General features: G+C 45.1%; 26 protein-coding genes. 17 read left to right on the forward strand and 9 right to left on the reverse strand.

Annotation, left to right across the window (positions count from 1 at the left end):
- Positions 1-22 precede the first annotated feature (22 nt).
- The 12 genes from H6F73_RS05380 (at position 23) to H6F73_RS05440 (ending at position 11,646) form a co-directional block, all read left to right on the forward strand.
- Positions 23-859, forward strand: a complete 837-nt coding sequence (locus H6F73_RS05380; RefSeq protein WP_347239475.1) for a phosphonate ABC transporter ATP-binding protein — start codon at positions 23-25, stop codon at positions 857-859.
- Between the two features lie 298 nt (positions 860-1,157).
- Positions 1,158-1,946 carry a phosphonate ABC transporter, permease protein PhnE gene (gene phnE, locus H6F73_RS05385; protein WP_190757778.1) on the forward strand — a complete coding sequence of 263 codons (789 nt, stop codon included), beginning with the start codon at positions 1,158-1,160 and terminating at the stop codon, positions 1,944-1,946.
- Positions 1,947-2,382: 436 nt separating this feature from the next.
- Positions 2,383-2,505 carry a hypothetical protein gene (locus H6F73_RS26885; RefSeq protein ID WP_277882582.1) on the forward strand — a complete coding sequence of 41 codons (123 nt, stop codon included), beginning with the start codon at positions 2,383-2,385 and terminating at the stop codon, positions 2,503-2,505.
- Positions 2,506-2,551: 46 nt separating this feature from the next.
- On the forward strand, positions 2,552-5,896 hold the full coding sequence (locus H6F73_RS26360; protein WP_242072341.1) for a CHAT domain-containing protein: 3,345 nt from the start codon (positions 2,552-2,554) through the stop codon (positions 5,894-5,896).
- 3 nt (positions 5,897-5,899) lie between these two features.
- Complete coding sequence (locus tag H6F73_RS05405) at positions 5,900-6,541, forward strand: Uma2 family endonuclease (RefSeq protein WP_190757779.1); 642 nt, start codon at positions 5,900-5,902, stop codon at positions 6,539-6,541.
- Between the two features lie 12 nt (positions 6,542-6,553).
- Entirely contained in the window at positions 6,554-6,937 is a 384-nt protein-coding gene (locus H6F73_RS05410; RefSeq protein WP_190757780.1) for a hypothetical protein, read from the forward strand.
- A 50-nt stretch (positions 6,938-6,987) separates the two neighbouring features.
- Complete coding sequence (locus H6F73_RS05415; RefSeq protein ID WP_190757781.1) at positions 6,988-8,610, forward strand: hypothetical protein; 1,623 nt, start codon at positions 6,988-6,990, stop codon at positions 8,608-8,610.
- A 150-nt stretch (positions 8,611-8,760) separates the two neighbouring features.
- Positions 8,761-9,090, forward strand: coding sequence for a DUF433 domain-containing protein (locus H6F73_RS05420; protein WP_190757782.1), 330 nt, complete (start codon positions 8,761-8,763; stop codon positions 9,088-9,090).
- A 7-nt stretch (positions 9,091-9,097) separates the two neighbouring features.
- On the forward strand, positions 9,098-9,448 hold the full coding sequence (locus H6F73_RS05425; RefSeq protein ID WP_147682323.1) for a DUF5615 family PIN-like protein: 351 nt from the start codon (positions 9,098-9,100) through the stop codon (positions 9,446-9,448).
- 261 nt (positions 9,449-9,709) lie between these two features.
- Positions 9,710-10,075: a Dethiobiotin synthetase gene (locus H6F73_RS05430; RefSeq protein ID WP_190757783.1), complete on the forward strand. Its 366-nt coding sequence runs from the start codon at positions 9,710-9,712 to the stop codon at positions 10,073-10,075.
- 32 nt (positions 10,076-10,107) lie between these two features.
- The gene (locus tag H6F73_RS05435) at positions 10,108-10,977 is read left to right on the forward strand and encodes a shikimate dehydrogenase (RefSeq protein ID WP_190758319.1); all 870 of its coding nucleotides are present in this window, start codon (positions 10,108-10,110) and stop codon (positions 10,975-10,977) included.
- Positions 10,978-11,211: 234 nt separating this feature from the next.
- The gene (locus tag H6F73_RS05440) at positions 11,212-11,646 is read left to right on the forward strand and encodes a hypothetical protein (protein WP_190758320.1); all 435 of its coding nucleotides are present in this window, start codon (positions 11,212-11,214) and stop codon (positions 11,644-11,646) included.
- A gap of 141 nt (positions 11,647-11,787) precedes the next feature.
- Here H6F73_RS05440 and H6F73_RS05445 read toward each other — a convergent pair whose 3' ends face one another.
- The 3 genes from H6F73_RS05445 to upp form a co-directional block, all read right to left on the reverse strand.
- Positions 11,788-12,087 (reverse strand): YggT family protein, encoded by a 300-nt coding sequence (locus tag H6F73_RS05445; protein WP_190757784.1) that lies wholly within the window; start codon positions 12,085-12,087, stop codon positions 11,788-11,790.
- A gap of 133 nt (positions 12,088-12,220) precedes the next feature.
- Positions 12,221-12,556: a hypothetical protein gene (locus tag H6F73_RS05450; RefSeq protein WP_190757785.1), complete on the reverse strand. Its 336-nt coding sequence runs from the start codon at positions 12,554-12,556 to the stop codon at positions 12,221-12,223.
- A gap of 182 nt (positions 12,557-12,738) precedes the next feature.
- Positions 12,739-13,389 carry a uracil phosphoribosyltransferase gene (gene upp / locus H6F73_RS05455; RefSeq protein WP_190757786.1) on the reverse strand — a complete coding sequence of 217 codons (651 nt, stop codon included), beginning with the start codon at positions 13,387-13,389 and terminating at the stop codon, positions 12,739-12,741.
- 306 nt (positions 13,390-13,695) lie between these two features.
- On the opposite strand from upp, the gene crtH reads away from it, so the two are divergent.
- Positions 13,696-15,231, forward strand: a complete 1,536-nt coding sequence (crtH, locus tag H6F73_RS05460; protein ID WP_190757787.1) for a carotenoid isomerase — start codon at positions 13,696-13,698, stop codon at positions 15,229-15,231.
- A gap of 43 nt (positions 15,232-15,274) precedes the next feature.
- On the opposite strand, the gene dcm is transcribed toward crtH, so the two are convergent.
- Positions 15,275-16,408, reverse strand: a complete 1,134-nt coding sequence (gene dcm / locus H6F73_RS05465) for a DNA (cytosine-5-)-methyltransferase (protein ID WP_190757788.1) — start codon at positions 16,406-16,408, stop codon at positions 15,275-15,277.
- Positions 16,405-17,196: a hypothetical protein gene (locus H6F73_RS05470; protein ID WP_242072342.1), complete on the reverse strand. Its 792-nt coding sequence runs from the start codon at positions 17,194-17,196 to the stop codon at positions 16,405-16,407. Before H6F73_RS05470 ends, dcm begins: the two co-directional genes overlap by 4 nt.
- 374 nt (positions 17,197-17,570) lie before the next feature.
- Between H6F73_RS05470 and H6F73_RS05475 the strand changes: the two genes are divergently transcribed.
- Positions 17,571-18,434 (forward strand): oxaloacetate decarboxylase, encoded by an 864-nt coding sequence (locus H6F73_RS05475; protein WP_190757789.1) that lies wholly within the window; start codon positions 17,571-17,573, stop codon positions 18,432-18,434.
- A 102-nt stretch (positions 18,435-18,536) separates the two neighbouring features.
- Entirely contained in the window at positions 18,537-19,262 is a 726-nt protein-coding gene (locus H6F73_RS05480) for a YARHG domain-containing protein (RefSeq protein WP_190757790.1), read from the forward strand.
- Between the two features lie 108 nt (positions 19,263-19,370).
- Here the strand turns inward: H6F73_RS05480 and H6F73_RS05485 are convergent, their stop codons facing one another.
- The 4 genes from H6F73_RS05485 to H6F73_RS05500 all read right to left on the reverse strand — a co-directional run bounded on the left by H6F73_RS05485 (position 19,371) and on the right by H6F73_RS05500 (position 23,826).
- On the reverse strand, positions 19,371-20,459 hold the full coding sequence (locus H6F73_RS05485) for an ABC transporter ATP-binding protein (protein ID WP_190757791.1): 1,089 nt from the start codon (positions 20,457-20,459) through the stop codon (positions 19,371-19,373).
- Positions 20,460-20,504: 45 nt separating this feature from the next.
- Complete coding sequence (locus H6F73_RS05490) at positions 20,505-21,386, reverse strand: carbohydrate ABC transporter permease (RefSeq protein ID WP_190757792.1); 882 nt, start codon at positions 21,384-21,386, stop codon at positions 20,505-20,507.
- 213 nt (positions 21,387-21,599) lie between these two features.
- Complete coding sequence (locus H6F73_RS05495; protein ID WP_190757793.1) at positions 21,600-22,508, reverse strand: sugar ABC transporter permease; 909 nt, start codon at positions 22,506-22,508, stop codon at positions 21,600-21,602.
- A gap of 115 nt (positions 22,509-22,623) precedes the next feature.
- Positions 22,624-23,826, reverse strand: coding sequence for an ABC transporter substrate-binding protein (locus H6F73_RS05500; RefSeq protein ID WP_242072373.1), 1,203 nt, complete (start codon positions 23,824-23,826; stop codon positions 22,624-22,626).
- Between the two features lie 562 nt (positions 23,827-24,388).
- On the opposite strand from H6F73_RS05500, the gene H6F73_RS05505 reads away from it, so the two are divergent.
- Together H6F73_RS05505 and H6F73_RS05510 are read left to right on the forward strand one after the other, a co-directional pair.
- Complete coding sequence (locus H6F73_RS05505) at positions 24,389-25,381, forward strand: ABC transporter substrate-binding protein (protein WP_190757795.1); 993 nt, start codon at positions 24,389-24,391, stop codon at positions 25,379-25,381.
- Between the two features lie 78 nt (positions 25,382-25,459).
- Complete coding sequence (locus H6F73_RS05510; protein ID WP_190757796.1) at positions 25,460-26,452, forward strand: aliphatic sulfonate ABC transporter substrate-binding protein; 993 nt, start codon at positions 25,460-25,462, stop codon at positions 26,450-26,452.
- Positions 26,453-26,679: the final 227 nt, after the last annotated feature.

Raw genomic sequence — 26,679 nt, forward strand, 5'->3', positions numbered from 1 at the left:
GGGAGAGGGGGTGAGTGGCTGAGTGGCTGAGTGGGTAAAAATTCCCCATGCCCCATCCCCAATTCCCCAGGCCCCATCCCCAATGCCCAATCCCCCATGCCCAATTCCCCATGCCCAATTCCCCATGACTATCGAGTGTGAAAAACTGCATACCCCTTACGCCCTGTCGCTCAATCGTCCGATTCTGAATGGCATTGATTGCACAATCCAGCCGGGGGAATTTGTGGCGTTGCTGGGGCTGAATGGGGCCGGCAAGTCTACGCTGTTGCGGACGATGGTGGGGCTACTGCCATTGCAACGCGGCGAGATTCGCATAAATGGCGTGGTGCTGACGCCGCGCACACTGGGGCGGATTCGGCGGGATGTCGGTTTGATTTTTCAGGGCGGGGGGCTGGTGCGCCAGTTATCGGCTTTGGAGAATGTGCTGTGCGGAAAGCTGGGGACGCTGCCGGCATGGCAAACCCTGTGGGGGTTCAGCAAGGCAGATCGCCGGCACGCTTTGGATTTGCTGGCTAATCTGGGGCTGAAGGATTTGGCTTACCAAAAAACCGACCGGCTCAGTGGGGGACAGCAACAGCGGGTGGCGATCGCACGGGCGCTGATGCAATCTCCGCAGATTTTGCTCGCGGATGAACCAACTGCCGGCTTGGATGTGAAGGCGGCGCAACAGGTGATGGAGATTTTTGCCGATTTACACCGGCAGCAAGGAATGACGGTTGTAACGGTTTTGCACGATTTGGGAATGGCGAGTGCCTACGCAGAACGGGCAATTATTTTAGATGCCGGTCGTGTGGTTTATGATGGCCCTTGTGGCAATTTATCAGATCGATTTGCGGAATTAACTCAAGTTTCTATTTGATAAAACATGGGGTGGTTAGAGGATGTCTGAAAAGTTAGGTTCCCCCCTGGAATTCGCCCCCCTAACCCCCCAATTCTGGGGGGAACCGGAGGAATAATCAAAGTCCCCCAAGGTTGGGGGATTTAGGGGACTAATAAACCTCAAAACGCAGGAATTCGCCCCCTAACCCCCCAATTCTGGGGGAACCGGAATATCAAAGTCCCCCAATGTTGGGGGATGTAGGGGGCTAATCAACATTGTTTAAACCGGCCAAAACGCCAAAGCATTTAAAAAGAAGGGTGAGCAGAATTTTTTAATCATGAAAGATTTGGTGAGTTGGTGGCGACGCTATCCCTGGCTAAGCCGGCTGGCAACGGTTGCCGGCATTTTTATCGTCTATGGTTGGGCGTTGCAGGGTCTTGAAATTAATCTGGAATTACTGAAGACCAGTTGGCCTCATATCACTAATTTTATCTCCCGGTTGTGGCCTCCGAATTTGGATGTTCTGGATATTGCCGTGAAAGCGCTGATCGAGACGATCCAGATGTCGATTTGGGGAACCACGATGGGGGCAATTCTTTCTCTGCCGCTTGCTGTTTGCAGCGCTCACAATTTGGCACCCCGCTGGTTGCAATGGATTGCAAATTTTCTGCAAAATGCCGTGCGTTCAGTTCCCTCTATCGTGTTGGGGTTGCTGTTTGTCGCGGCAACGGGCTTAGGTGCGCCGGCGGGAACGTTGGCAGTGAGCATCTACACCATCGGTTATCTTGGGAAGTTTTATCAAGAGGCGATTGAATCGGTTGAGCCGCGCTCGATTGAATCGTTGCAGGTGGCTGGAGCATCTTGGCTGCAAATCGCTCAATATGGAATTTTGCCGCAAGTGCTGCCACTGGGTTTAGGCTATACATTATATATGTTTGAATACAACATCCGTGCGGCTTCCGTGCTGGGGGTTGTGGGTGCCGGCGGCATTGGTTTTGAGTTGGTCAATTATATCCGAGCGTTTGAATATACAAAAGCCACCACGATGATGCTGGTGCTGTTGGTGGTGGTGACGGTGATCGATATGGCGAGCAGCAAGTTACGTCAGCGGTTGGAGCGGATGTAGATTGCTTGCCGGCATTATTAGCGAATCGTTAAAGCCGGCTTTATTCGGCTAGGGAATTCCTTAAAAGCAAGGATGCAACTCTAGGGAAAACAATAAACCTTTTGCGGAATTAAGACTATCTAGCCATTTTTAGTTGGTCATTGTACATTCCCGCAATGCGGTTTACTCGCAGTCCAAATTGTTGACTGCGATTCCAATAACGGCTAGATAGAATCCTAACGATTTTCAAGCATCGAATTACCCGCTTAACATTTATTTTGACTCTGGCGGGGTTTCTCTTCTCTTGTTTTTATTCTTTAGGGGCAGTCTTTGTCGAGAGGAGGCGAGGAAGTGAGATCAACTGCTTGGGGTAACAATTAAATAATTATACAAATTTGTTAAATAAATTTTATTTGTGCTAGGTTTTAGCAAATATGAATGCTAAAGGTTGCTCCCAATGGATGAAACCCGCACCCAAGCTTATCTGCAATTGATTAACGCGCTGCTGAATTGCCCTGCCGGTGAGGAACCGCAGATTTTACAGGCTAACTTAGAATTGCTGGATTCGGAGTTTCTGTAAGTTTGCGAGGCAGTAGTGGCAACGTTGGTAGAGGAAAGATAAAAAAATGGGAATAATTAATTTTTTACGAAATCTTGCCTGCCAGCTAGGGGAAGTCTTAGGGAGGAATGAGCAGGGAAACGGTGAGCATTCTGAGGGTGAAAATTCCCAAGAATATACAAATTTTATCCTAGAATTATTGCAAGCAGAAGAAAGCTATAGCGGTATGGCGGGAGTTTACCCCATTCTCGCTCAACGGCAACATCTCCTCAATGCCGATTTTGCCAAGATTTTACAGGAAGTAGCTAAGAATTTAATTGCGGAACATCCAGAAGCAATTGCGTCAATTGTCGCCCTCATTGAAAATTTAAGTATTCATATTAGCGACTTTCCGCTGGGGAAGATAACGAATAATATTGAAATTGCGATTGCCGGCTATCAAATCGTTTTAAGTCATCGGCAACCGGGAAGCGAAGATTGGGCAACGACGCAAAATAATCTGGCGGCTGCCTACTATTCCAGAATCAGGGAAGACAGGGCAGACAATCTGGAAGCAGCGATCAAATGTTACAGGGCGGCTTTATTCGTCTACACCCGCGAAGCCTTTCCCGAAAAATGGGCAACGACGCAAAATAATCTGGCAGCTGCCTACTCTGACAGAATCAGGGAAGACAGGGCAGACAATCTCGAAGCAGCGATCAAATGTTACAGGGCGGCTTTATTCGTCTACACCCGCGAAGCCTTTCCAGAAAAATGGGCAATGACGCAAAATAATCTGGCAATTGCCTACCGTAACAGAATCAGGGAAGACAGGGCAGACAATCTCGAAGCGGCGATCAAATGTTACACGGCGGCTTTATCCGTCTACACCCGCGAAGCCTTTCCAGAAAAATGGGCAATGACGCAAAATAATCTGGCAAATGCCTACTCTGACAGAATCAGGGAAGACAGGGCAGACAATCTCGAAGCGGCGATTAAATGTTACACGGCGGCATTATTCGTCTACACCCGCGAAGCCTTTCCCCAACAATGGGCAGGGACGCAAAATAATCTGGCAACTGCCTACCGGGACAGAATCAGGGGAGAGCGGGCTGACAATCTGGAAGTGGCGATCCGATATTTCACGGCGGCTTTAGAAATTCGGATGCCTTCTGCCTTTCCTCTAGATTGTCTCCAAACAGGACGCAACCTCGGCAACCTTGCCTTTGAACTCCAAGACTGGGAAAACGCCATTTACGGCTATGAAAACGCCATTTCTGCCGTCGAACAAAGCCGCGAGTGGGCAACCTCCCAACGCAGCAAGCGCCAAATCCTCGAAGATGCCTTGCCTATATACGAGAAACTGGTGCAAGCCGCTATCAATGCGGAACGCTACGACATCGCCCTCCTCACTATCGAACGCAGCAAATCTCGCACCCTCATCGAACTCCTCGACAACGCCAACCTCTACCCCAAAAACGCCTCCGAAGATCAAAAACAACGCCTCAGCGAACTCCGCCGGCAAATTGCCTCCCTGCAACAACAACTGGATCGCAACGAACCCCCAGAGGAAACCAACCCAAACACGGACACCATTCCCCCAGAAAAGCGCAGTCTTTCCACCCTAGAAACTCCTCAAACAGCGACTTCCAGCCTCGAAACCGAACTAAAAACCAAGGAACAGCAACTCACTCAACTCTTGAGTGAAATCAACGATCCCGACTTCAATCTCACCCAAAAAGTTACCCCCCAACTCCCCGACTTTACCCAATTCCTCGACAGCGAAACCGCCCTGATCGAGTGGTATCTTCCCCCAAACCCTGAATCTGGCTTTCATGTTTTTATCGTTACCAACCCCGCCGGAGATCCCCCTACATCCCCCTTGTTAAGGGGCACTTTGAGTGAAGATTCCATCCCCCCCCTTAGCAACTACGGCGTAAACACATCTGCTAATCAACCTCAAAACCCTGGAATTCGCCCCCCTAACCCCCCAATTCTGGGGGGAACCGGAATTCAAAGTCCCCCACAATTGGGGGATTTAGGGGGCAGATCAATCTCAAACGTCAACGGTGTAAACACATCTGCTAATCAACCTCAAAACCCTGGAATTCGCCCCCCTAACCCCCCAATTCTGGGCGGAACCGGAATTCAAAGTCCCCCAGAGTTGGGGGATTTAGGGGGCAAATCAACCTCAGAGGAACCGGCAATTCAAAGTCCCCCAGAATTGGGGGATTTAGGGGGCAATCAAACCCAAATTCAACACCTAGCCTTTACCCCCGAAAGCCGGCAACAACTCGACATCCACATCGCCACCTATCTCAGTGACTACAACCCATCTACCTGGGGCGATGCCCTCATCCGTATCCTACCCAACCTTGCCGAATCTCTCCATCTCAACGAAATCCTCGCCAAACTGCCTCCAACCATTGAAAAACTGATCCTCATCCCCCACCGCGATTTACATTTGTTACCGCTTCACGCCTTACCGGCTACTCGACAGTTAGAAGCCGGGGAAAGCAAAACCGGCTATTTGCTTGAACTCTATGCCAAGGGCATTCAATACGCCCCCAGCAGCCAATTTCTAGAACGTTTGCATCAACGGAAACGCCCGCAAACCGATGAAATTTTCCCCTTATTTGCCATCCAGAATCCGACGGAAGACCTGCGCTACACTGAAATTGAAGTCGAAGAGATTTCGCGCCGGTTCAACCCCCACGCCCACATTTTGAAGCGCCGCGAAGCCACAAAAACCGCCTTTAACTCCCAAGAAACCCTCAAAAAATTAAGTGATTCTCACTACGCCCATTTCTCTTGTCATGGTAGTTTCAACGCACTTGATCCGCTGAATTCAGCTTTAGTTTTGGCTGGAGATTTAACCCAAATCCCTTTAGATCCCCCCCAACCTCCCTTACAAAATGAAGGGCAAGCACAAGACAATAAAAGCCGGTATCTCACTCTCCGCGATGGTCGTCGTTTTCGCACTGAGACTCAATGCCTAACCCTCAAGGAAATCTTCGCAACTCTCAATTTACCATTCTGCCGGCTTGTCAGCCTCTCAGCCTGCGAAACTGGATTAGTCAATCGAGTTCTCACCGATGAATATATCGGTTTAGCCAGTGGTTTCCTCTATGCCGGTGCCGGTAATGTTGTCAGCAGTTTATGGCCGGTTAGTGATTTCTCTACCGCTTTTCTGATGATTCGCTTTTATCAAGAATTGGGGGAAACCCCAAGCGTTGCTATTGCCCTCCAATCTGCTCAAAAATGGTTAAAAAATGTAAAGTCGGAAGATTTTTTAATCTGGTTGCAAAATGATGTAAAAATGGATGAAAATCAATGCGGTCAAATTGAACTAATCCTCCTGGACAAATTCTCCAACCTCGAACCTTTTGCCGAACCTCAATACTGGGCTGCTTTTTGTGCGATTGGTATATAAATAATGACTATTCCTCCCACCCAAATCCCCACAGATACCTGGGTAACTGCCACCTGGTCTGATTATCTCCAAACTGCGGATAGTCTCGACTGTGCGACCGCAAAAACTTATTATTACAAAGGCAGATTCCGAGTTGAAATGTCTCCCGTAACTAACGAACACGCCAGCGACCATAGTATTATCATCTTTGCGGTTTGCCTGTATGCCAGCCTAAAAGGAATTCCCCTAAATGGCAAAGATAACTGCACCTATCGCCACCCAAAAATTCAAGAATCCCAACCCGATTTCTCCTGCTATATCGGCAACAATGCCCAAGCAATTATTTGGGGAACAGGTATCATTAATTTAGAAAATTCTCCCCCACCCGATTTAGTGATTGAAATCGCCAGAAGCTCGATTTCTGACGACAAAGGCGAAAAACGTCTTCTTTACGAAGATTTAAAAGTCAAAGAATACTGGATAGTTGATGTCAACACCGCTGAAATTCTAGCCTTTGCCATCGATTCTCAAGGAAGCCATCGCATTAAAGAGTCCCAAGTCTTAGCCGGGTTAAAATTGTCTGTGCTAGAATCTGCTTTAAGTCAAACTCGCACCACTCCTCAAAGTCAAGTCTGTAGTTGGCTATTAACCCAATTTCAACAGTAACAACTTAGAAAAATGCAACCTTTATTTGATTCTCCCAAAAAAATTCTCGATTTCCTCACTTTGTTGGAAACTGAAGCAAAGGAAAACAGAGACCTATTTGATGCGAATGATTGGCAAGATTTGACTCAACTCGATCAAGCTTTAAATGCTGCTGATACACCGGATAAAATTGCCAAGGAAATTATAATCTGGTGTAACAGACATCCTAAAATCAAGAATGCTCTAAACACAAATAATTGGGAAAAACGTCGTTGCGATATGGTTGACCCTGCAAATCCAGATATTCCTTCTGCACCCCCGCATAGTGAAGCAGATATTATTCGGAACCGGGATAAAATCCAAAGAATAATTCAGGACAATCAAGGCAACAATTCTCAAAATAGTTCAGAAGATTAATCACAATGTCTAATGAGCCGGATACGATTTATTATGCCTTAAATGTTAGCTTGTTTGCCTTCACGCTGCAATCTGGCTCATATTTCGATTCGCCAGAATTAATTAACGAACCTCCCGAAAGTTTTAAAGAAAAATATGAAAAATTATTAAAAGATAATTTTAGTGCAAAGTTTGATTTTTCTAATTCATTCCCTGAACTTCGTCAAGATTTTCCAAACTCAGATAGCTACGACTTACTAAATAGCAAAAAAGAAGGTACAAGACGATACTTTTTGCTTTCAAGTCTAGACCAAAGCCAAAATCAAAGTCAGCCTAAACCGTTATATCGTCTCTTGGCATATCCTCAAAAACTTAGCGATACTTACGCCTTATTAATTAATATTTTTCGTCCGCAAGCTGAAGGTTTTGATCGCGTTCCCTTAAGTGAAGTTGGCAAATTCAACCCAAATCAATGCTTAACGCTGGCAAAAGATCCACATTTTATAGGACAAACTTTACTCATCACCGCCTATTTGCCTAAATCAAAACCAGCTAACGCCGAAGCATTAAGAACTGATGCCGAAAAATTATTAAAGCAATTACTGGGTGCTTGTCCTGAGTTTTATCAAGCTGATAAATTTTTAGATAGTTATATTTTAGAATTTAGCCGGCCAAAAACCTCGCAAACTCGCTATCTAGTCCTTTTTTATTTAACCGATTCCACTCCAAAAAAACTTAAAAAAATATATTGGGACTTACCCGAACTGTTTTTATACTATCATAAAATTACCAACGGGTTTCAACAGAGCCGGAAATATGCCGATGAAATTGATCAATTAATTAGAGAAAAAATTGAAAGTCAATCTAAATTGCCAGAATCTTTAAATTTGGATGTATTAAAAAATCAACTAAAAGAAATCTTAAAAGTTGTTCCTGAATACACTTTGCAACTTCGTCATCTTGAAGATACTTTAAACACCCTCAATATTCATGCTAGAAATTATCAACGCACGCTTAAACGTCTGCAAGATCAAGCAAACGATCCACTGCAAACTCAAACAAATTATAATCTTGACTTCTTTAGTCGATTTGCTGAACGAGAAAGCCAAACCTTTCAACTGCAAATTCAAGCCGATATAAACTATGCTAAACCGGGTTCTCAATTACTAGATCAAGCGATTGCTAGTATACGCGGCTTAGTAGAAATCGACCAAGCAGAAAGCGATCGCATTTCAGCGCAAGCAGAAAAAGAGCGTGATCGCAACCAAGCAGAGAGAGATCGCATTTCAGCGCAAGCAGAAAAAAAGCGTGATCGCGACTTGCAAAACCGCATTACCATCATCGGTGTAGGAATCGGCGTGGCTGGAGTTACGGCAACTGCAATTACTGACTATATAAAGGAGGCAGAGCCGCCGACAAAAATTCAGTTCTTTCCTTGGAACTCTTCTCCCCATCCAATTACCAAGTCTATTTCTATCAGTCTTCTTATTGGTGCGTTAGCCTCTGTAGGCACTTTTGTCTTAATCGATCTTGTGGAAAAGCTGTGGAGACTTATCAAACCTCCATCCTCAACAGAGTCGCCTGAAAGCAAGCAATCTACTTTGCCTAGTTGCTCAACTTCAGAAATGCCGGCTCCAACGCAACAAGCCCAAAAAGTAGGCGAAACACTGCCGGCAAATTCTGACAAAACTTAAGCTGGAATCGTTAATTCAGCAATAAAACAATAGAGAGCTTTATCAAGATAGCTCATCGTTAAGCGTGAGGCGATGCTTTGAGGTTTGTACTAAGAAATTATGCCTTATATTAAGCTACAATCATGGTGTAGCTGACACAAAAATGAACCCATGATTCTCGTTTTAGAGCGTGAGACACCTCCTCTTTGGGAAGATGAAACTGGAGCGATTCGAGTTGGAAATTCAAGGGTTTTGCTAGAGATTGTAATCCGAGCATTTCAAGATGGCGCATCCCCTGAGTCTATTGTTCATCGGTATTCAACTTTATCATTGTCTGATGTCTACAACACAATCGGTTACTATCTTCGGCATCAAAATTCTGTAGAAATGTACCTGAATCAAAGAGAGCAGTTAGCGGAGTCTGTACAGCAACGTTTGTCTAATATTCAACCTGATTTGAGTCAGATTCGTTCTCGCTTGTTATCGCAACAGCAATCTTAGCAGTGGTATGTTGAGATTGCTAAGCGATGAAAATTTTAATGGTGACATTGTTCGAGGACTGTTTCTGCGTCAACCTGACCTAGATCTAGTTCGGGTTCAGGATGTCGGTTTGCGGAAAGTAGACGATCAAGCGATTTTAGATTGGGCGGCAAACAATGAGCGCATTCTTCTAACCCATGATCGTGCAACTATGCCAGACTTTGCTTATGAACGTTTGGCTAGAGGAGAACAGATGGCGGGGTTATTTGTAGTAAATGACCGAATGCCGGTTCGACAAGTGATCGATGAGTTGTTACTGCTGATAGATTGTAGTGAGCAACCAGAATGGAAGGGAGTTGTATTGTACTTACCTTTGTGAAAGCTAAATTATAAGATGGTTGCGCCGGCATTACAATTCAAATGCAGCCGGCAGATAAAAGATCCGGGTGTAACTGCAAGCGTGATCAACCGGCACTCAACTCTGCGGTTAGATTCCTCTGCTTGGAAATTGATTTTGACACGCCGGCACAAAACCGGCTCGCTATTCCTTTAGACCAAGCTATTCTATATAACAGTAAAATCTGAGATGCTTAACGCAATCGTTAACAAATCTCTGATCCAAAATCGCTTATTCTAATTTATGGATTACAAAACAGCCCGTAACTTTATCCTCTCACAGGGAACCGCTCTGACCACTCAGAAAAATCCCGATGCGTTCCTGATGCTGCTCAAGGAAGGTAAGCCGCCGGTGCCAGGGCAAATGACTTCGATTTTGCTGGCTGTGAAAATCATCGGCGATGCTTTGCACGAAAATCCCGATCTTGACCGGCAACTCGTACTCGCCTTGTATTCAATCGCCGTTGAAAGTATACAGTTATTTGAAGCCGGCTACCGCGCGGGTGTGGAATGGCCACCGCTGTTAAAAGAAGACTTAAACCGGCTTGCCCTTGCTGTGAAAAATACCTTTGCCGGCATCCCGCAAGGCAAAGATGCGTTTGATTTATAACCGTTCAATGCGATCAAAATGTGAGGATATCTGTGATTAAAGGCACGACAAAACTTTTAGGGGTGATCGGTTCTCCCATTGAACATTCTCTGTCGCCGGTGATGCACAATGCCGCGATTGCCGAGTTGGGCGTGGATTATGTTTATCTGGCGATGCCGGTTAAACCGGCAGATTTAGAAGTCGCACTTGCCGGTTTTGCGGCGATCAATTTGCGAGGATTTAGCGTCACCATTCCTCACAAACAGGCAATTATGCCTTTGTTATCAGAAATATCCCCTATTGCCCAAGCCGTAGGCGCAGTCAACACCGTCTGGCACACCGGCACAAGTTGGGCCGGCACAAATACCGATGTTGAGGGTTTTGTCGCTCCCCTGAAAGCATACAATCGAGATTGGAGCCAGACAGTCGCCGTGATTTTAGGCGCAGGCGGTGCGGCGCGGGCAGTGGTTGCCGGCTGTGCAGAGTTAGGCATTCGAGAAATTCATGTGATCGGGCGTAACCGGCAGAAATTAGACGCGTTTCAGCAAAGTTGGGTGAATTCCGCTGTGCCGGTGCCGGCAATTCACACTTGGGAAGAAGTGCCGCAATTGATCTCTCAAGCAAATTTACTGGTGAATACCACGCCGGTGGGGATGCACCCGCAAGTTGATCAGATGCCGGTGAGTGCAGATGAAATGAAAAACTTAAATGCCGGTGCAATTGCCTACGACTTAATTTACACCCCAAACCCCACGCAATTCCTAAAAGTCGCAGCGGAAATGGGCGCAACTGCCATTGATGGACTGGAAATGCTGGTTCAACAAGGCGCAACCGCTTTGCAAATGTGGCTGCAGCAACCTGTGCCGGTGGATGTCATGCGCCAATCTTTAACGCAACACTTGGGATTAAAAGTCAAGAATTAAACTCAAGTTTTATCGTTGCCGGCTACTATCTAAAACCACATCTATCAGCGAAATACCCTCTAATTTGCTGCAACTCGCCCTCGATTCGCTTACAGCTTTGTATCAAAGGAGCCGGCAAATTCAACTAACGAACGAATTTTTAATTTTTAATTTTTCGGTTTTAACTGTAAGCTGAAGGTAAGAGTTGCTGCCAAAAAATTATTCAATTATTAGGGAGTTAAGGGAATGGTAAAGATGCGAATGCGACCCTTTGCTGTTGCCATTGTGTCCTGTCTCATCGGGATAGCCACTTGGTTGATAACGCCGCCGGCATGGGCGTTAACTCAAATTAAACTGACCGATATTTCCTACCATGATTGCCCAGCAGAAGTGGCAGAAGGAACCGTCACCAGCGGCGGAAACCCAATGGTTGCCAACTGCTTTATCGTCACCGGCAAAGCCAACAATACGACGGGTAAAACGGTTTACGATGCCGATATTTTCGGTCGCATCTTCGATGCCAATAACAACAACGTGATGCCCAACCGAACCCGCCTCGGCTCAATTGAAGAAATTCCTCCAGGCGCGAGTGATTTTGAACTAAGAATCTCTGTAGCAGCCAATCAGCCGACTCCCCTGAAACTGGAACAATTTAAAGCAGCAGGATTTGCCGGCAAAGTTCGCCGCTAATTCAAGCTGTGTTTAGCTGGTACACTATCGCAAGGTTTATCCCATAACTGGGTTCAAGAAAGCGTTACCAGCTAAATCTCTAATAAGTTCGCTTCCAGATTTTTATGAAGTCGCACGGCAAGCTTTAAACAAGCCTTGAAACTAGAAAGCCGATGCCCCCTGCAAGGCAAATGCTCCCAAAAGAGAGGGAAGAATCGACTGGATAACTTGCAGCAAAATAATTGCAAGAATGGCGGAAAAGTCAATGCCACCTAGGGGGGGAATAATAGAGCGGAAGACGTTGAGATAGGGATCGGTTAACTGAGCAACAATTGAAAAGGGCGGGTCAAACCAGTTAACATTCGGAAACCAGCTCAAGAGAATCCGAATAAACAAAAGTACCAAATAAATGCTTAGAAAGGTACTCAGGGTATTAATCAGCAGTACGACGACAGAAGACATAGCGGTTAAAGCTTCCTTTGCTATTTCACAGGCTGTTTAACTTCACTTAGTTTAATCGATTTGGGCAAGCGTCAGCATTGTTCAAAGGCCGGCGCAGGTGGTGAGTGCCGGGAAAGGACGACTTGGCAGCCGGTCAACTATCTTTGGGTAGGGAACGCTCAATTTCCGATGCTGCCGGCGCTCCATTGACATTGTTCAGTTGCAGACGCACATCGTCAATTGCGTCGTTCAGTTGAGCAATCTTATCCTCTAAACTGCGACGCGCCACTTCAATCGTTTCTTCTTTGATCTGCCGAGTTCTGGCCCGAATTGCCTTAGCTTCTGGCCGGCTGGAACTGCGTAATCTCTCCTCTGATGGGGCGCTTTCCTCGGTTCGTCGAGATAAAAGCACTCCCAAAACCCCACCCACCAAGCCGCCTACTAAGGCTCCAGCGAAAAAGCCGCCGGCGAAACCATCTCGATTACTCATTGTTTATCTGCCGTAATTTTCTATAACCTTCAGCTTAACTGTTGGCTGCTCACCATGCCTACTAGGGATTAGTGCTGAGTGCTGAGTGCTGTGTGCTGAGTGGGGGAGAGGGAGTGCTGAGTGGGAGAGCGATAATCTGATGCCGACTTGAATGAAAGCACCGTGTTTATCGCCCCAGTTTCTCAAGTGCCAAAAGTCCGATCGCCGGCATCGCCTAAACCGGGCACAATAAACCCCTGAGCGTTCAGTCCTTCATCAATCGCGGCTGTGTAAACGTTTAAATTGGGGTAAGCGACACTCAGCTGTTGCAGTGCCGGTGGGGCTGTCACCACAGAAATAATCCGAATTAAGCTAGGATCAACGCCCCGCTGAGTTAATTCTGCCATCGTCGCCATCATCGTGCCGCCGGTTGCCAGCATCGGTTCACTAATTAGCACCCGCGTCTTCGGATCTAACCGCGCCGGCAACTTATTTAAATAACAGCTAACTTGCAGCGTCTCCTCATTCCGCACCATGCCGAGGTGATAAATCGCCGCTAAAGGCAGCACCATCTGTGCGCCTTCCAGTAGGGCTAACCCCGCCCGCAAGATTGGCACCACCACCACCGGCACCTCTGGATTCACCATCGTCGCCGGACAAGTTGCTAAAGGCGTCTGAATGGTAGTTTCTTCCGTTGGCAACCAATCTCGACTCGCTTCATAAGTCAGCCAGCGTCCCAGTTCTGTCATGGCGCTGCGAAACAAAGCCGGTGGCGTCAAAGCGTCACGAGCGACAGCCAGCCAGTGTTTGATTAAGGGATGGGGTGGAACATAGACCCGCATTTGAAGCGTCATAAGCAGGAAATTCGGATGAGTGGCAAGGGTTACAGACCTGCAATATCATACTCCCTTCTGGGTGCGCCGGCTTCATTGATGTGTCCGCCTTGGATTTCCAGCTTTTGAAAATAATTTTCAGTAAGTATTGACAATCTTTTTCAACAACAGCTATATTAGCTTTCAGTGTTCTCCTCTCTAAGAATCGGCAAGCGGGATCGGTAAGTCTGAACAGACAGATCCCGTGCTTTTTTTTTAGGGGCAGTAATTGCCGGTGTGGCAAGCGGTTAAGATACATTAAAGAAATGTTTCGTCACCCACAATTCCATGCCCGCAGCTTCTTTCCAACCCTCAAACCCCAACCTGCAAGCCTCGGTTTTTGATGCCATTGTTATCGGATCTGGCATTGGCGGATTAGTCACAGCAACCCAACTTGCGGCCAAGGGAGCCAAAGTGCTGGTGCTAGAAAGCTATCTGATACCGGGCGGGAGTGCCGGCTATTTTGAGCGCGAAGGCTATCGCTTTGATGTGGGTGCGTCGATGATTTTTGGCTTTGGCGAACGCGGCACTACAAATCTGCTCACGCGGGCGCTGAAAGCAGTTGATGTTAGTTTGGAAACCATTCCCGATCCGGTGCAGATTCACTATCATTTACCGGAGGGATTGGATCTGCAAGTTCACAAAGACTATGAGAAATTTTTGCAAGAGCTGATCCGTTATTTTCCCCACGAGCGGGAAGGGATTCGCAAATTTTACGATGAATGCTGGAAGGTTTTCAACTGCCTAAATGCGATGGAATTGCTGTCGCTGGAAGAATTAGGGTATTTGATGCGCGTGTTTTTCCAGCATCCTTTAGCGTGTCTGGGGTTGGTGAAGTATTTGCCGCAAAATGTTGGGGATATTGCTAAGCGCTACATTAGCGATCCCGCCTTGTTGAAGTTTATTGATATGGAGTGTTATTGCTGGTCTGTTGTGCCGGCAGATTTAACCCCAATGATTAATGCCGGCATGGTGTTTTCAGATCGGCATTATGGGGGAATTAATTACCCGAAAGGTGGGGTTGGCAAAATTGCGGAAAAACTCGTGGAAGGCTTGGAAAAGGCTGGCGGCAAGATTCAGTACCAAGCCAAAGTCAGTGAGATTATCACAGAAAAGGGGCGTGCAGTTGGCGTCAAGCTAGTCAACGGCGAAGTATATCGCGCTAAGCGAATAGTCTCGAATGCAACGCGCTGGGATACGTTTGAGAAGTTGTTGCCGGCAGATCAGATGCCGGCGGCTGAGAAGAGATGGCAAGAACGGTATAAGAAGTCTCCCAGCTTCCTAAGTTTGCATTTGGGAGTTGAGGCGAGTGTGCTGCCGGCGGATACCGATTGTCATCACATTGTCCTAGAAGATTGGGAGCGAATGGAAGATCCGGAAGGCACGATTTTCGTATCCATTCCCACCCTATTAGATCCAGATTTAGCCCCCAAAGGCTATCACATCATTCATACATTTACCCCCAATTGGATAGATGATTGGCAGGGATTATCTGCCGGCGAATATGAACAGAAAAAAGAGGAGGCCGGTTGGCGAATTGTTGATCGGCTAGAGAAAATTTTCCCCGGTTTAGATGCGGGATTAGATTACATGGAAGTCGGGACGGGACGAACTCACCGACGCTTTTTAGGACGTGAAGATGGCACCTATGGGCCGATTCCCCAGCGCAAGTTATTAGGGTTGCTAGGAATGCCATTTAACCGCACATCAATTCCGGGGTTGTATTGTGTTGGCGACAGTACATTTCCAGGGCAAGGTTTAAATGCGGTAGCTTTTTCCGGGTTTGCCTGTGCTCACCGAGTTGCGGTGGATTTGGGGTTGTAATTTGAACAAAAGATGAATGCAGATAGATAGGGGAAATCACTCTTTAAAATAGCAGCAGATTCCCCGTTGCCATCTCATCAAAAAAAGCTAAATTTTGGTCGAGGGATTCGAGAGCAATTCTAATATTTCTTGCGATTTGTTGTGCAAACCGCACTGGTACAGCATTGCCAATTTGCAGATGAATATCCCGCTTATTTCCTCCGATAAAAACCCAATCATCTGGAAAAGTCTGCAAACGTGCGTATTCTCGATGTGTGAATGACCTCAGACGCGAAGCTGAAACCCGCCAAAGCGTTACATCTGCTTCGGGATTTCTGACAAATTTTCCATTGAGTCTATCTTTGTGATGTCTCGCCGCCACAACATTTCCTTGCGCCCAGCCCCAAATTGTTGCCGTGTCAATTGCCGGAAATGGTGCATCAAATGAGCGAATGGGGTTGCCATCAGAGGCAGTTCTCGACAAACGCACCGGCACAATTTCCTCACCCGGAACAAATGGCTGGCCGGTTTCAATGTGAACTGCACTTTTGAAACCCCACTCAGGCTGATGATTTGGCAAATTAGTTACTCTAGATTGCGCCAGATCGTAGAGAAACTCTCTAATAGTTGTTTCTGAGTCTGGTCTTGGCAAAAAGTATCTTGAGGGGCGTCCTCCGAGAAATGCGACAAACACAAAGCGCCGGCGAGTTTGGGGTACTCCGTAATAGCAAACTTTGAAAATATCGGACAAAACTTCATAGCCTAGCTGCTCCAAGTCAGCAGCAACTTGCTGTGCAAAAGGTCGTCCGGTATCAGGAGTTTTCATTGTGCGAAGATTTAGCACATTTTCGATAACAATGACCCTTGGTTGGCAAATTTTTGCAATCCGAATTACTTCTTTATAAAGTAGGTTACGCGTATCATAGTTATTGCGATTGCCACCGAGAGAGAATCCCTGACAAGGAACGCCGGCAAGCAGCACATCAGGCTGTTGTTTAATTTGGGGATTGTAGGAACAGACATCCCCTGAAATAACGTTCCAGTGTGGTCGATTTTCCTTTAAGGTTTTAATACACCAAGGGTCAATATCGATGCCTTCTATAAGCTTAAAGCCCTCTAATTCAAAACCCAAATCTAGCCCACCGGCACCTGTGAAAAGGCTGAGGACAGAATAATTGCTGCTGTTTCTAACTTTCACGGATTCTTCAGACTCACTTGAGGGCCAAGAATACCCTTAGCTCGGTATGCAATAAAGGAATGAATTTGCCCAGCGCTGGGGTTATTGCCATATTGGGGCGTTAGCTGATTAGTAATCATATCAAATGAATAGCCAACGATTAGCTGATTAGTTTCCGTGCGAATCAAATGGCCAACGGGATCAAGCCTAGGCTCTGGGGAAGAATTCTCAGGAAGGATGAGGGTTATTTGCCGATCCGTGCCATGAAGAAGTCCATAAGGTGTTGGCGCGATATACATTTTTCGGTCACGAATCTTGATATCTCCATAACTTCCGAACCCTGTAAAACTCTTATTTTTATGAACGTACTCATGGGCTGCGTTGAGAAAGTCTCCATGACAGATTACCAAGTCAATCACTGGATACTCGTTTTCATTCACGGCTGATGGATATCGCCCAAAAACATAATAAATGGTTCGACCGTTATGGTAGCCGGTTGGAACTTGGCTGTTGCTATCATAATCGGCTTCTCTTCCTGGCCACCCCAGACCTTTAACCTCATATCCTTCAGGATTTTGAACTAAACTGAAATCAGGGTATGAGTTCCGACCTTTCTGATCATAGTGGATTTCCAACTCTTGCAGTCTTGCCTCAAACCAGTTTTGGAAATGAAACTCTTTATCTTGCCGGCTTGTTCGCTGAATTAACGCTCCTTGATTAATGGCATCGTGACAAGCCAGAAAAATATCTACGCACATATTGACAGAGGCTATCCCCTGTTCGATCATTGGAAAATCTCCATTTTTCATGATGATTTCTAAACTTTAGTATATCAAGGTTTAGATAAACTAAAAAATTTCGTTAATTATCAAGTTGTCTAAAACATCAAAAAATTAGAAGCCTTGATGCTTTTTAGTATTTAAATTATTAATAATACTTAAAAAATTAATATGTTTATATCTATCAAAATTTACATATTAAATTTTTATAATAATTTTATTTATGAATATTGAAATATTCAATTATTAAATAAGCCGGAATTTTTTAACTTCGCAATGCTTACTAATTAGATAAAATTACTATGTGTCAAGAAGTGAAAGTAGAAAATAAAAAAATAACATCATTTCTCTGCGCTTACTTTATAAGGTATTAATAAAAAAGAACAAATACAAACTAAACTCTCATGTCTCAAGCCCAAAAACTGCGTCAAATTCTCGAACAACCTGGCATTCTCACACTCCCTGGTATTTATGATTGTATTGGCGCTCAAATGGTCGAACAACTCGGCTTTGAGGTCGTGTTTACCAGTGGTTTCGGAATTGCCGGCTCAACCCTCGGACGCCCAGATTACGGCTTGCTCACCGGCACTGAAATGCTCTACAGCGTCGGACGCATTGCACAGTCAATTAGCATCCCTCTCGTTGCAGATATCGACACCGGCTATGGCAACCCCCTCAACGTCATCCGCACTGTTACCGATATCGTACAATTGGGAGTTGCCGGCATCCTTTTAGAAGACCAAGAATGGCCGAAAAAATGCGGTCACATGGAAGGAAAACGCGTAATTTCCGCAGAAGAACACGTCGAAAAAATTAAAGCAGCCGTTCATGCCAGAGGCGCTAGCGGCTTAGTCATTATCGGTCGAACGGATGCACGCGCACCATTAGGATTAGAAGAAGCGATTCGCAGAGGACGCGCTTATTACGAAGCCGGCGCAGATATTATTTTTATAGAAGCGCCGCAGTCAATTGAAGATTTAAAAGCAATTGCATCGGCTTTTCCCGATGTGCCGCTATTTGCCAATATGATAGAAGGGGGAAGAACACCCCTACTCACCGCCCAAGAATTGCAACTATTAGGCTATAAAATTGTAGTGTTTCCGCTTGCCGGCTTGTTTGCTGCAACAAAAGCAATGGCGAATTGTTTCCGCCATTTAAAAGAACACGGCACCACTGCCGGCTTCGAGGATTTAATGAACTTTCAAGAATTCGAGCAAATTATTGGCGTGCCCAAATATCGCCAATTAGAGCAACAGTTTAAGGTTTAAACATTTTGGTTGCGCCAGCATTAAATCGTGCCGGTGCTACACTAAAACAGGTTTCCAATTCCCCAAATTCCATAAATCTATCGTTTGGAGTCCAAAAAAACTATGGGACGTTATGTACTCAATCAATCGTTTGGAACGATAGAAGGATATTTTGGTAAGCCATTGGTTGATCGGGAAGTCATTGTCAATTATCCTATAAAAGGCTTGCAAAAATTCTTTCCAGACTTTCCAGCAGATGGAGAGTTTAGGATCGCATTTGTCAATGGAAAAGCCCAAAGAATTGAAGTGGCTCCAGAATTGCCGCCTAAGTTGTTATTTGAATATATCTTTGGATATCCAGCGCCGGTTGAAATCATTTTTGTAGAATGGATCATAACGGGCGGCCACCAAACTACTATCTGTTTAGGAGATGGGATAAGGGCTGAAATTATGTTAACCGGCGCAGGTGGAGTAGCCAACTATACCAATTTATACTATGATGAAGAGTTTGTCAGACCTTACGATGTTTTGCGCGGACAAACTATCGTCTATAACTCTCAATGGACAGATTATCTTGCTGCATCAGTCAAAGAAGCTGAATATCCTTGGCTTTCTCAGCGGCAAGTTACAGAAAAAGATTTAATCGATACAGATTGGGTCAAGCGGTATGTGATGAAAACTTCAATTTACGCCCGTAAAGGACTGATATTTTGCCATCCACTCGCTAAAGCAATCTTTACAAAACAACAATGGTATCGCCCAATTTATCGAACTCATGAGTTTGGCGCTCGATTAAACAATTTGCTGAATGCTGTAGAAAAATACAACTTTAATTTCCTTAGTCGCTAGGCAAATAAGCTAAGACATTCAAACCTTTTTTCAATGCAAAGAATCGCAACCGAAAAGGTTACTTAACCTTCCTTTGTGTTTTCAACCAAATTGTAATTTTTGCTGAGATTAACGCGCAAATTCTAAGCGATCGCCGGTTGTGACATCAAACCAGTGAATCGACTGTGGAGGTAACGTTAGTGAGATTACCTCTCCACCCCACTTTTGATCTGCCGGCAACAAAGTACGCAGCGTCATGGGTTCTGCTTGTTCAGTGCTGCCGGTGACGCGCACACTAATTAAATTGTGCATCCCTAAATTCTCCACCAAAAATACCTGACCTTGAATCGTCTGTTCCGCTGCCGGTTCAGCTAAGTGTACATTTTCCGGACGAATCCCTAAAACAATTTGTGATGGAACCGTTGGCAGTGCCGGCAGCGGAATTCTAAAATTGCCCAGTATTGCATCACGTCCCTGACAATTTAGCGTTAGTAAATTCATTTGGGGACTCCCAATAAAGCCGGCAACAAATTGATTTGCTGGATGTGAATAAATCCGTTGCGGCGCATCTAACTGCTGCACATTTCCATTAGAAAGTACCGCCACTTTCGTTGATAACGTCATCGCTTCTGTTTGGTCGTGCGTTACATAAACCACCGGCACAGATTGCGCGTCAAACAGTTGTTTCAAATCAGCCCGAACCCGTTCTCGCAGCAGCGCATCCAAATTACTTAACGGTTCATCTAGCAAAAACACATCGGGTTTGCGAACCAAAGCGCGTCCGAGGGCAACACGCTGCCGCTGTCCCCCAGACATTTGCCCTGGCTTACGATCCATCAACTCTTCCAGTCCCAGCTTTTTAGCAACTTCATCAACGCGCTGATGGATTTCTGTACGAGGTATTTTACGAAGTTTTAAACCGGATGCCATGTTTTCATAAACCGTCATGTGCGGATAAAGTGCATAACTTTGAAACACCATTGCAATGTTGCGATCGCCGGCACTTAAATGAGTGACATCGCGTTCGCCAATTGAGATTTTTCCTCGTGTAGGTTGTTCTAAGCCGGCAATTAATCGCAGGGTCGTTGATTTACCACATCCAGATGGGCCAAGTAGGGTGAGAAATTCATTGTCATCTACCGTTAAGCTGATATCTTTAACGGGAATAACTTTAGGCGTATAGGTTTTGTTGAGGTTTTTTAATTCAAGTTTTGACATGGTTTTTTTTGATGATTACAGGATTAGAGTATTTTTAAGCTGAAATTATCCTTTAACAGCACCGGCTGTTAAACCTTGTACAATTTTACGCTGGAAGAATAGGACTAGCAAAATGAGAGGAAATGTACCGAGAATTGTAGCAGCCGCTAGTGGGCCGTAGGGAATATCAAATACAGTCGATCCCCCGATTTGGGAAGCAGCTACAGGAATCGTTTTCATCGTTTCACGGGTGATGAAAGTAAGGGCAAAGAGAAATTCATTCCAGGCAAAGATAAAGGTTAAAATGCCGGTTGTTACCATTGCCGGCACCGTCATCGGTAAGACAATTTGGGTAAGCATTTGCCAAGTGTTGTAACCATCCACTTTAGCGGCATCTTCTAAATCACGCGGCAGTTGTTGAAAGAAACTACGCATAACCAGAATCGTTAAGGGCAAATTGATAGCAGTGTAGGGAATAACCAAGGCGAGGTAGTTATTTGCCAAGCCCGTTGCTTTGATGATTTCTAGCAATCCTAAAAATAGTAGAATGTAAGGAAATAGAGTCACAATTAGGATGCCGGCTAGAATAATTTTTTCACCCGGAATTTTCAATCTTGCCAAAGCGTAAGCTGCCGGTGCGCCAATTGCCAAAGAAAGCGCAGTAGAAATTATCGATACAAAAGCACTATTTAAAATATAGCGGAAAAAAGGACGACGAGTGAAGAGTTCAATATAGTGAGTGAGAGTGTATTGATTGGGACGGGGAAAGTAAATATTTGGAATCGCAGAAATCGCTTGATTTACCTTAATAGAAGTAAGTAACTGCCACAACACCGGCGCTAGGGTAAAAATTACAATTAACACAACAGCCACCCAAAGGATAACTTTTTGAATAGAAAACTTACTTTCCCTACTTGGCGAATCATTGCTCAAAGAATTAAGTGCCATAGCTGCTTCCTTTCATTTTAAGATAAAACTTTAAGAATCCTAGTAAATCTCTCAATCACCGCCCTAAAAACATCCGTACCATCTGTGTTTATCTGTGTGCATCTGTGGTTAAAAAATCCGAAAAATTAATCCGTGACTCATCGCGATTAAACCATCTGCGTTTATCTGCGTGCATCTGCGGTTAAAAAATTCTCCCCCTTCAATACATTAAAATCAATTAACCCCGGCAGCCTTAGCCCGTAACCTTGACAACACAAAACTCGCAATTGCCACCGCCGCAACCAATAATAAAAACGTCACAACAACCAAAGCCGCCCCATAGCCAAAATCCAAATAGCGCATCACCGTCGCATAAATGTAGAGTGACACAACTTCCGTCGCACCGGCAGGCCCGCCGCCGGTCATTACCGCAATCAAATCAAAAATACCAAATGCCTGCGCGAATCGAAATAACATCGCAATCAAAACTTGCGGCATTAGCAAAGGTAAAGTAATTTGCCGAAAACTCTGCCAAGGATTCGCCCCATCAATTGCATGAGCTTCATAAAGATCAGAAGAAATCGATTGCAACCCAGCAAGTAATAAAATACTAATAAATGGCGTCGTTTTCCACACATCCGCTGCGATCACCGCCATCATTGCCAGCGTCGGATCTCCTAACCAATTAATGCCTTCTTTAATCAATCCCAACCTGAGCAAAATATCGTTCCAAACCCCATATTGAGCATTAAAAATCCACGTCCAAGCTAAAGCCATAATTGCTGTTGGCAGCGCCCACGGTAAAATCGCAATGGTTCGCACGGCTGCGCGTCCACGAAACGATTGATTAAGGACTAAGGCGATACCCATTCCCAAAATCAATTCTAAGACAACAGTGGAAACGGTAAAGACTGTTGTATTCCAAAGACTTTGCCAAAACCGGCCATCCCCAGCCATCCGCCCGTAATTAGCAAAGCCGGCAAACACGGGTTCTAATTTTGTCCCCAAATTTTGCGCGAAAAAGCTTAACCAGAATGCTCTCCCAATTGGATAAGCAAATACAAAAAGTAACAGGAGTAATGCCGGTGCGACTAATATCCAGCCGGTTAGTTGTTCTCGTTGTTGAATTGTGTCTTGTTTCATTATTAAAATTGTATTTTTGCAGATACCTTTTTTTTGGCCACAGATAAACACAGATGAGTTAACTGTGGGGTTAATAGCAGGACGTGATGTTTTTGTCTTTTTTCTGGGTCTATTTTTAACGTCGAGTTACTAGCAACCGGCGCGTCTCATTTGCTGCGGCTTTCATTGCCCGTTCTGGAGTCATTCGATTTGTCAATGCTGCACTTAGATAACGCTGCAAAATATCGGATGCTTGGGAATATTGGGCGATGGGTGGGCGTAAAACTGATTGTTCTGTAACTTTTAAGAGTTGCGGATAGTGGCTGTATTTCGCAACAATTTGTGGATCGGTGAACAATGATCGCCGGCTGGGAACATAGCCGGTTCCGAGGATAAATTTGCGCTGAATTTCAGGCCGATTGAAAAATTGAATCACTCGCCAAGCTTCTTCTGGATGTTTCGAGGTTTTGGCAATTCCCATACCCCAACCGCCCTGGCAAGCGCCGCTGTTTTTACCTTGTGCGTGAACCATCGGCTTGATATTATATTTGCCGGCAATTGCCGAATCTTCTGCCAGTGACCAGACATAAGGCCAGTTGCGTAAAAACACCCCATTCCCACTTTGAAATAACTGGCGGGTTTCTTCTTCCCCGTAAGTCGTGACGCCACCGGGAGAAACGCCGGTTTCTATTGTACGTCGTAGAAATTTTACGGCTTCCACGGCTGCCGGTTTATCGAGTCCAACCTCCCCATTTTCCGGGTTTACCCAAAAGCCGCCGGCACCTTCAAGCACCTCTACAAACATCGCGGCTAGTCCTTCATATTGCCGCCCCTGCCAGAGGTAACCCCAGCGATTTCCTTCAGGTTTTTTCAATGCTTTGCTAATTTCAAGCAACTCGTTAAAGGTTTCTGGTGGCTTATATCCCCCCTGTTTCAGCAAGTCTGTGCGGTAATAAAGCATCCCGACATCAGAACGGAAGGGCATTCGATACAACCCGCCTTCATAGCGCCCGCCATTCACATCACCGGGTATAAAATTGGCTAATTCTTTATCAGAAACTTTGTCAGATAAATCCCTCAGCCAGCCGGCAGCAGCAAATTTTGGCACCCAAACGATGTCCATATAAACTAAATCGTAGGGCGAATCTCCTAATAGAAAAGCGGACGTGTAAAGGTCTTCAATTAAATTAGTCGCGTTTGGCCCTTCAATAATTTCTAACTCAATATCTGGGTTTTGCGCCTTGAAGTCTTGCATCAGCAATGTCTTCCACTGCGAGGCTTCCAGGGCGTTCAGCAACACTGTAACTCTCACTTGGGGTGTTTGAGTGAATGCCGGCATCCCCAATAGAAGTTTGAAACCTAACACAAACAGGAAGCCGAGCACAATGCACAAGCCGGTGAAGCCAAACTTATGCCGGAATTTTTGCCGTCTGCTGAGCTGCTTTGGGTTTTTCATGACACTATAAGAATTCAACAGGAGCGCATTACTTTTATCTCAAACGCTCATTTTAGAGATATCTTGCTTGGAGTGCCGGCTCGGACATTTTGCCGGCTCAAGTAACAAAATGCAAGATGGGTCTAACTTATTTAATATTTAAAGCGCTAAACAACAAATTTTCCTCAGTCGCGCCAAAAAAGTTTAGTTTTGTTTACACAACATTACGATATTGACTTTTTTCCAACAATGCCTTTGTTAAATTCTTGAAAAAATAGGGAATTCTCAAACAGGTAGCATTTACTATTGTTCAGCTTCTCTGATAGCCAAGGTAAAGCATCCAAACGAGCAGCTAGCTTTGATTCTAAAGAAGTAAAAATTTTCAAATCAACACTTATTGAGCTTTTTGTCAAGTCAGGATGAAACACAGCATCACCCAATTCAGTCACAAAATCAGCCGATTAATATGAAATACCGATTTTTCCGCTTTGTTTGTCTTTTCTTAGTGAGTCTTCTACTCGTTACAGCTTGCAATGGCACAAAAACCCTGACTTCTCATCGAGAGTCAGCGCCCCTACGAGTTACTTATATCCAATGGCCCGGATTTTTTCCGATGATCATTGCCCAAGAAAAAGGGTTTTTTACCCAACAGGGAGTGAAAGTCGAACCTGTCTATGTAGAAAACTATATAACGTCTTTGTCTGACTTCAGCGCCGGCAAATATGATGGAGTCACGACATCTATAGGAAGCCTGATGAGTATTATTGGGAAAACTCCAGATGCGCGGGTTGTTTTAGTAACCGATCAATCGGCAGGTGGTGACGCTGTGCTTGGGCAACCCAATATTCAAAACGTAGCCGACTTGAAGGGCAAACGGATCGGCACCAAAATAGGTGATTTTGGGGAATTGTTTGTCACCACAATGCTAGAGAAGTATGGTTTAACCACCGATGACGTTACTTTGGTTAATACGGAAGCGGAAGCGATTCCAGCACGCTTGCAAAGGGGTGACATTCAAGCCGGCCAAACCTGGAATCCTTATATATCTAAAGCAGTGAAAGCCGGCGCAAAGGTGCTATTCACCTCTAACGAAACGCCCGGTTTAATTCCCAGTGTTATTGTCTTTGACAATAAGGTATTAAGCAATCGCCCCAATGATATACAAGCATTTAGTCGAGCGTGGTTCCAAGCCATAGATTACTGGCAAAGTAATCCAGAAGAAAGCAACACACTAATTTCTAAAAAACTGAAGATAAAACTTGAAGAAGTTTCACTTGATGGCATCGACTTATTTAGCCGGCAAGACAACTTAAAAGCGATGACTCCAGGCACAACGACAGAGTCGCTGTACTATACCGCCAAATTATATGCCGATTTTTACATTCGCACAGGAGGACTGAGCGCTGCGCCCGACATTCAAAAAATTATCGATTCCTCTTTTGTGCAGCAGTTGAAATAGCTGATTCACTCGTAGGCCGGCTCTTATATCAACTGCGAAAAACATAACCCAACTTTTCTTAAAAAATAGCAGTTCACCATGAAATCTCGATTTTTCCGCTTTGTGTGTCTGTTCTTGCTTAGTATTGCCCTGATCACTGCCTGCAATGGAAAACCCTCTGTCACCTCCAAATCTGAGCCACCGCCCCTAACAGTCGCTTACAGTTTGTGGCCGGGGTATTTTCCGCTAGTAATTGCTCAAGAAAAAGGATTTTTCACTCAGCAAGGGGTGAAAGTCGAACTCGTTTATTCAGAAAATCATCTAGCACCCTTGGCTAATTTCAGTGCCGGCAACTATGATGGTATGGCAATAACACTCGGTAGCTTCATGAGCAGTATTGAGGAAATTACTGACTCCCATATTATTTTAATTACTGATCGCTCTACGGGCGCTGATGCTGTAGTGAGTCAGTCCAACATTCAAAGCGTGGCTGACTTAAAGGGCAAGCGAATTGGTGTTAAATTGGGCAATTTTGGAGAATTGTTTGTCACAAAAATGTTGGAAAAAAATGGTCTAAGTTCCAACGATGTAACACTGGTCAATCTAGAAGCCGAAACTATCGTACAAAACTTAAAAAACGGTAACATTCAAGCTGGGCAAACCTGGCAACCCTATGTGTTTCAAGCAGTCCAATCCGGAGCAAAAGTGCTATTCACCAGCAAGCAAACACCTGGTTTGATTCCAGATGTCGTTGTATTTCGCAGCAATGTGTTACGAGATCGCCCAGATGATGTGCGAGCATTTATCCGAGCCTGGTTTCAAGCCCAAGACTACTGGAAGGCAAATCCAGAGGAAACCAAAACGCTGATTGCAAAAACGCTCAATCTCAAACCAGAGGAAATTTCAACCGAGGGTATTGAGTTACAGGATTTGAAAAACAATCTCGCAGCGCTAACTCCAGGGTCTACCACAGACTCACTGTACTATACAGCCCAATTGTACGCCGATTTTTATACTCGCACTGGTGGGCTAAGCACCGCACCGGATCTTCAAAAACTAATTCTTCCCTCTTTTGTACAGCAGCTACAATAGTTTTAAACCTCCGATTCGAGAAAATTAATTCTAGCTTATCAGAGTTTTTTGTATTTGAATTTTTATGATTTTTTCAAATTCAAAATCATTTAAAATTTAAAAGCAAAGGCTCCCCTGTCAGTTCAAAAATAGACGATCCAGCATGAAATTTCAATTGATCCGCTTTGTGTCTTTGTTCTTGCTCAATATTTTGCTGCTCACCGCCGGCAAGGGAATGCGCTTTATAA

Origin of the sequence: Microcoleus sp. FACHB-68, from assembly GCF_014695715.1 — a bacterium.
Lineage (GTDB): Bacteria > Cyanobacteriota > Cyanobacteriia > Cyanobacteriales > Oscillatoriaceae > FACHB-68.

What these genes read in the sequence shown, in the direction of transcription:
- phnE (WP_190757778.1), top strand. Translation starts at nt 1,158, where the DNA reads ATGAAAGATTTGGTGAGTTGGTGGCGACGCTATCCCTGGCTAAGCCGG.
- H6F73_RS26885 (WP_277882582.1), top strand. Translation starts at nt 2,383, where the DNA reads ATGGATGAAACCCGCACCCAAGCTTATCTGCAATTGATTAACGCGCTG.
- H6F73_RS26360 (WP_242072341.1), top strand. Translation starts at nt 2,552, where the DNA reads ATGGGAATAATTAATTTTTTACGAAATCTTGCCTGCCAGCTAGGGGAA.
- H6F73_RS05405 (WP_190757779.1), top strand. Translation starts at nt 5,900, where the DNA reads ATGACTATTCCTCCCACCCAAATCCCCACAGATACCTGGGTAACTGCC.
- H6F73_RS05410 (WP_190757780.1), top strand. Translation starts at nt 6,554, where the DNA reads ATGCAACCTTTATTTGATTCTCCCAAAAAAATTCTCGATTTCCTCACT.
- H6F73_RS05420 (WP_190757782.1), top strand. Translation starts at nt 8,761, where the DNA reads ATGATTCTCGTTTTAGAGCGTGAGACACCTCCTCTTTGGGAAGATGAA.
- H6F73_RS05425 (WP_147682323.1), top strand. Translation starts at nt 9,098, where the DNA reads ATGTTGAGATTGCTAAGCGATGAAAATTTTAATGGTGACATTGTTCGA.
- H6F73_RS05430 (WP_190757783.1), top strand. Translation starts at nt 9,710, where the DNA reads ATGGATTACAAAACAGCCCGTAACTTTATCCTCTCACAGGGAACCGCT.
- H6F73_RS05440 (WP_190758320.1), top strand. Translation starts at nt 11,212, where the DNA reads ATGCGAATGCGACCCTTTGCTGTTGCCATTGTGTCCTGTCTCATCGGG.
- H6F73_RS05445 (WP_190757784.1), bottom strand. Translation starts at nt 12,087, where the DNA reads ATGTCTTCTGTCGTCGTACTGCTGATTAATACCCTGAGTACCTTTCTA.
- H6F73_RS05450 (WP_190757785.1), bottom strand. Translation starts at nt 12,556, where the DNA reads ATGAGTAATCGAGATGGTTTCGCCGGCGGCTTTTTCGCTGGAGCCTTA.
- upp (WP_190757786.1), bottom strand. Translation starts at nt 13,389, where the DNA reads ATGACGCTTCAAATGCGGGTCTATGTTCCACCCCATCCCTTAATCAAA.
- crtH (WP_190757787.1), top strand. Translation starts at nt 13,696, where the DNA reads ATGCCCGCAGCTTCTTTCCAACCCTCAAACCCCAACCTGCAAGCCTCG.
- H6F73_RS05470 (WP_242072342.1), bottom strand. Translation starts at nt 17,196, where the DNA reads ATGAAAAATGGAGATTTTCCAATGATCGAACAGGGGATAGCCTCTGTC.
- H6F73_RS05475 (WP_190757789.1), top strand. Translation starts at nt 17,571, where the DNA reads ATGTCTCAAGCCCAAAAACTGCGTCAAATTCTCGAACAACCTGGCATT.
- H6F73_RS05480 (WP_190757790.1), top strand. Translation starts at nt 18,537, where the DNA reads ATGGGACGTTATGTACTCAATCAATCGTTTGGAACGATAGAAGGATAT.
- H6F73_RS05485 (WP_190757791.1), bottom strand. Translation starts at nt 20,459, where the DNA reads ATGTCAAAACTTGAATTAAAAAACCTCAACAAAACCTATACGCCTAAA.
- H6F73_RS05490 (WP_190757792.1), bottom strand. Translation starts at nt 21,386, where the DNA reads ATGGCACTTAATTCTTTGAGCAATGATTCGCCAAGTAGGGAAAGTAAG.
- H6F73_RS05495 (WP_190757793.1), bottom strand. Translation starts at nt 22,508, where the DNA reads ATGAAACAAGACACAATTCAACAACGAGAACAACTAACCGGCTGGATA.
- H6F73_RS05500 (WP_242072373.1), bottom strand. Translation starts at nt 23,826, where the DNA reads ATGCCGGCATTCACTCAAACACCCCAAGTGAGAGTTACAGTGTTGCTG.
- H6F73_RS05505 (WP_190757795.1), top strand. Translation starts at nt 24,389, where the DNA reads ATGAAATACCGATTTTTCCGCTTTGTTTGTCTTTTCTTAGTGAGTCTT.
- H6F73_RS05510 (WP_190757796.1), top strand. Translation starts at nt 25,460, where the DNA reads ATGAAATCTCGATTTTTCCGCTTTGTGTGTCTGTTCTTGCTTAGTATT.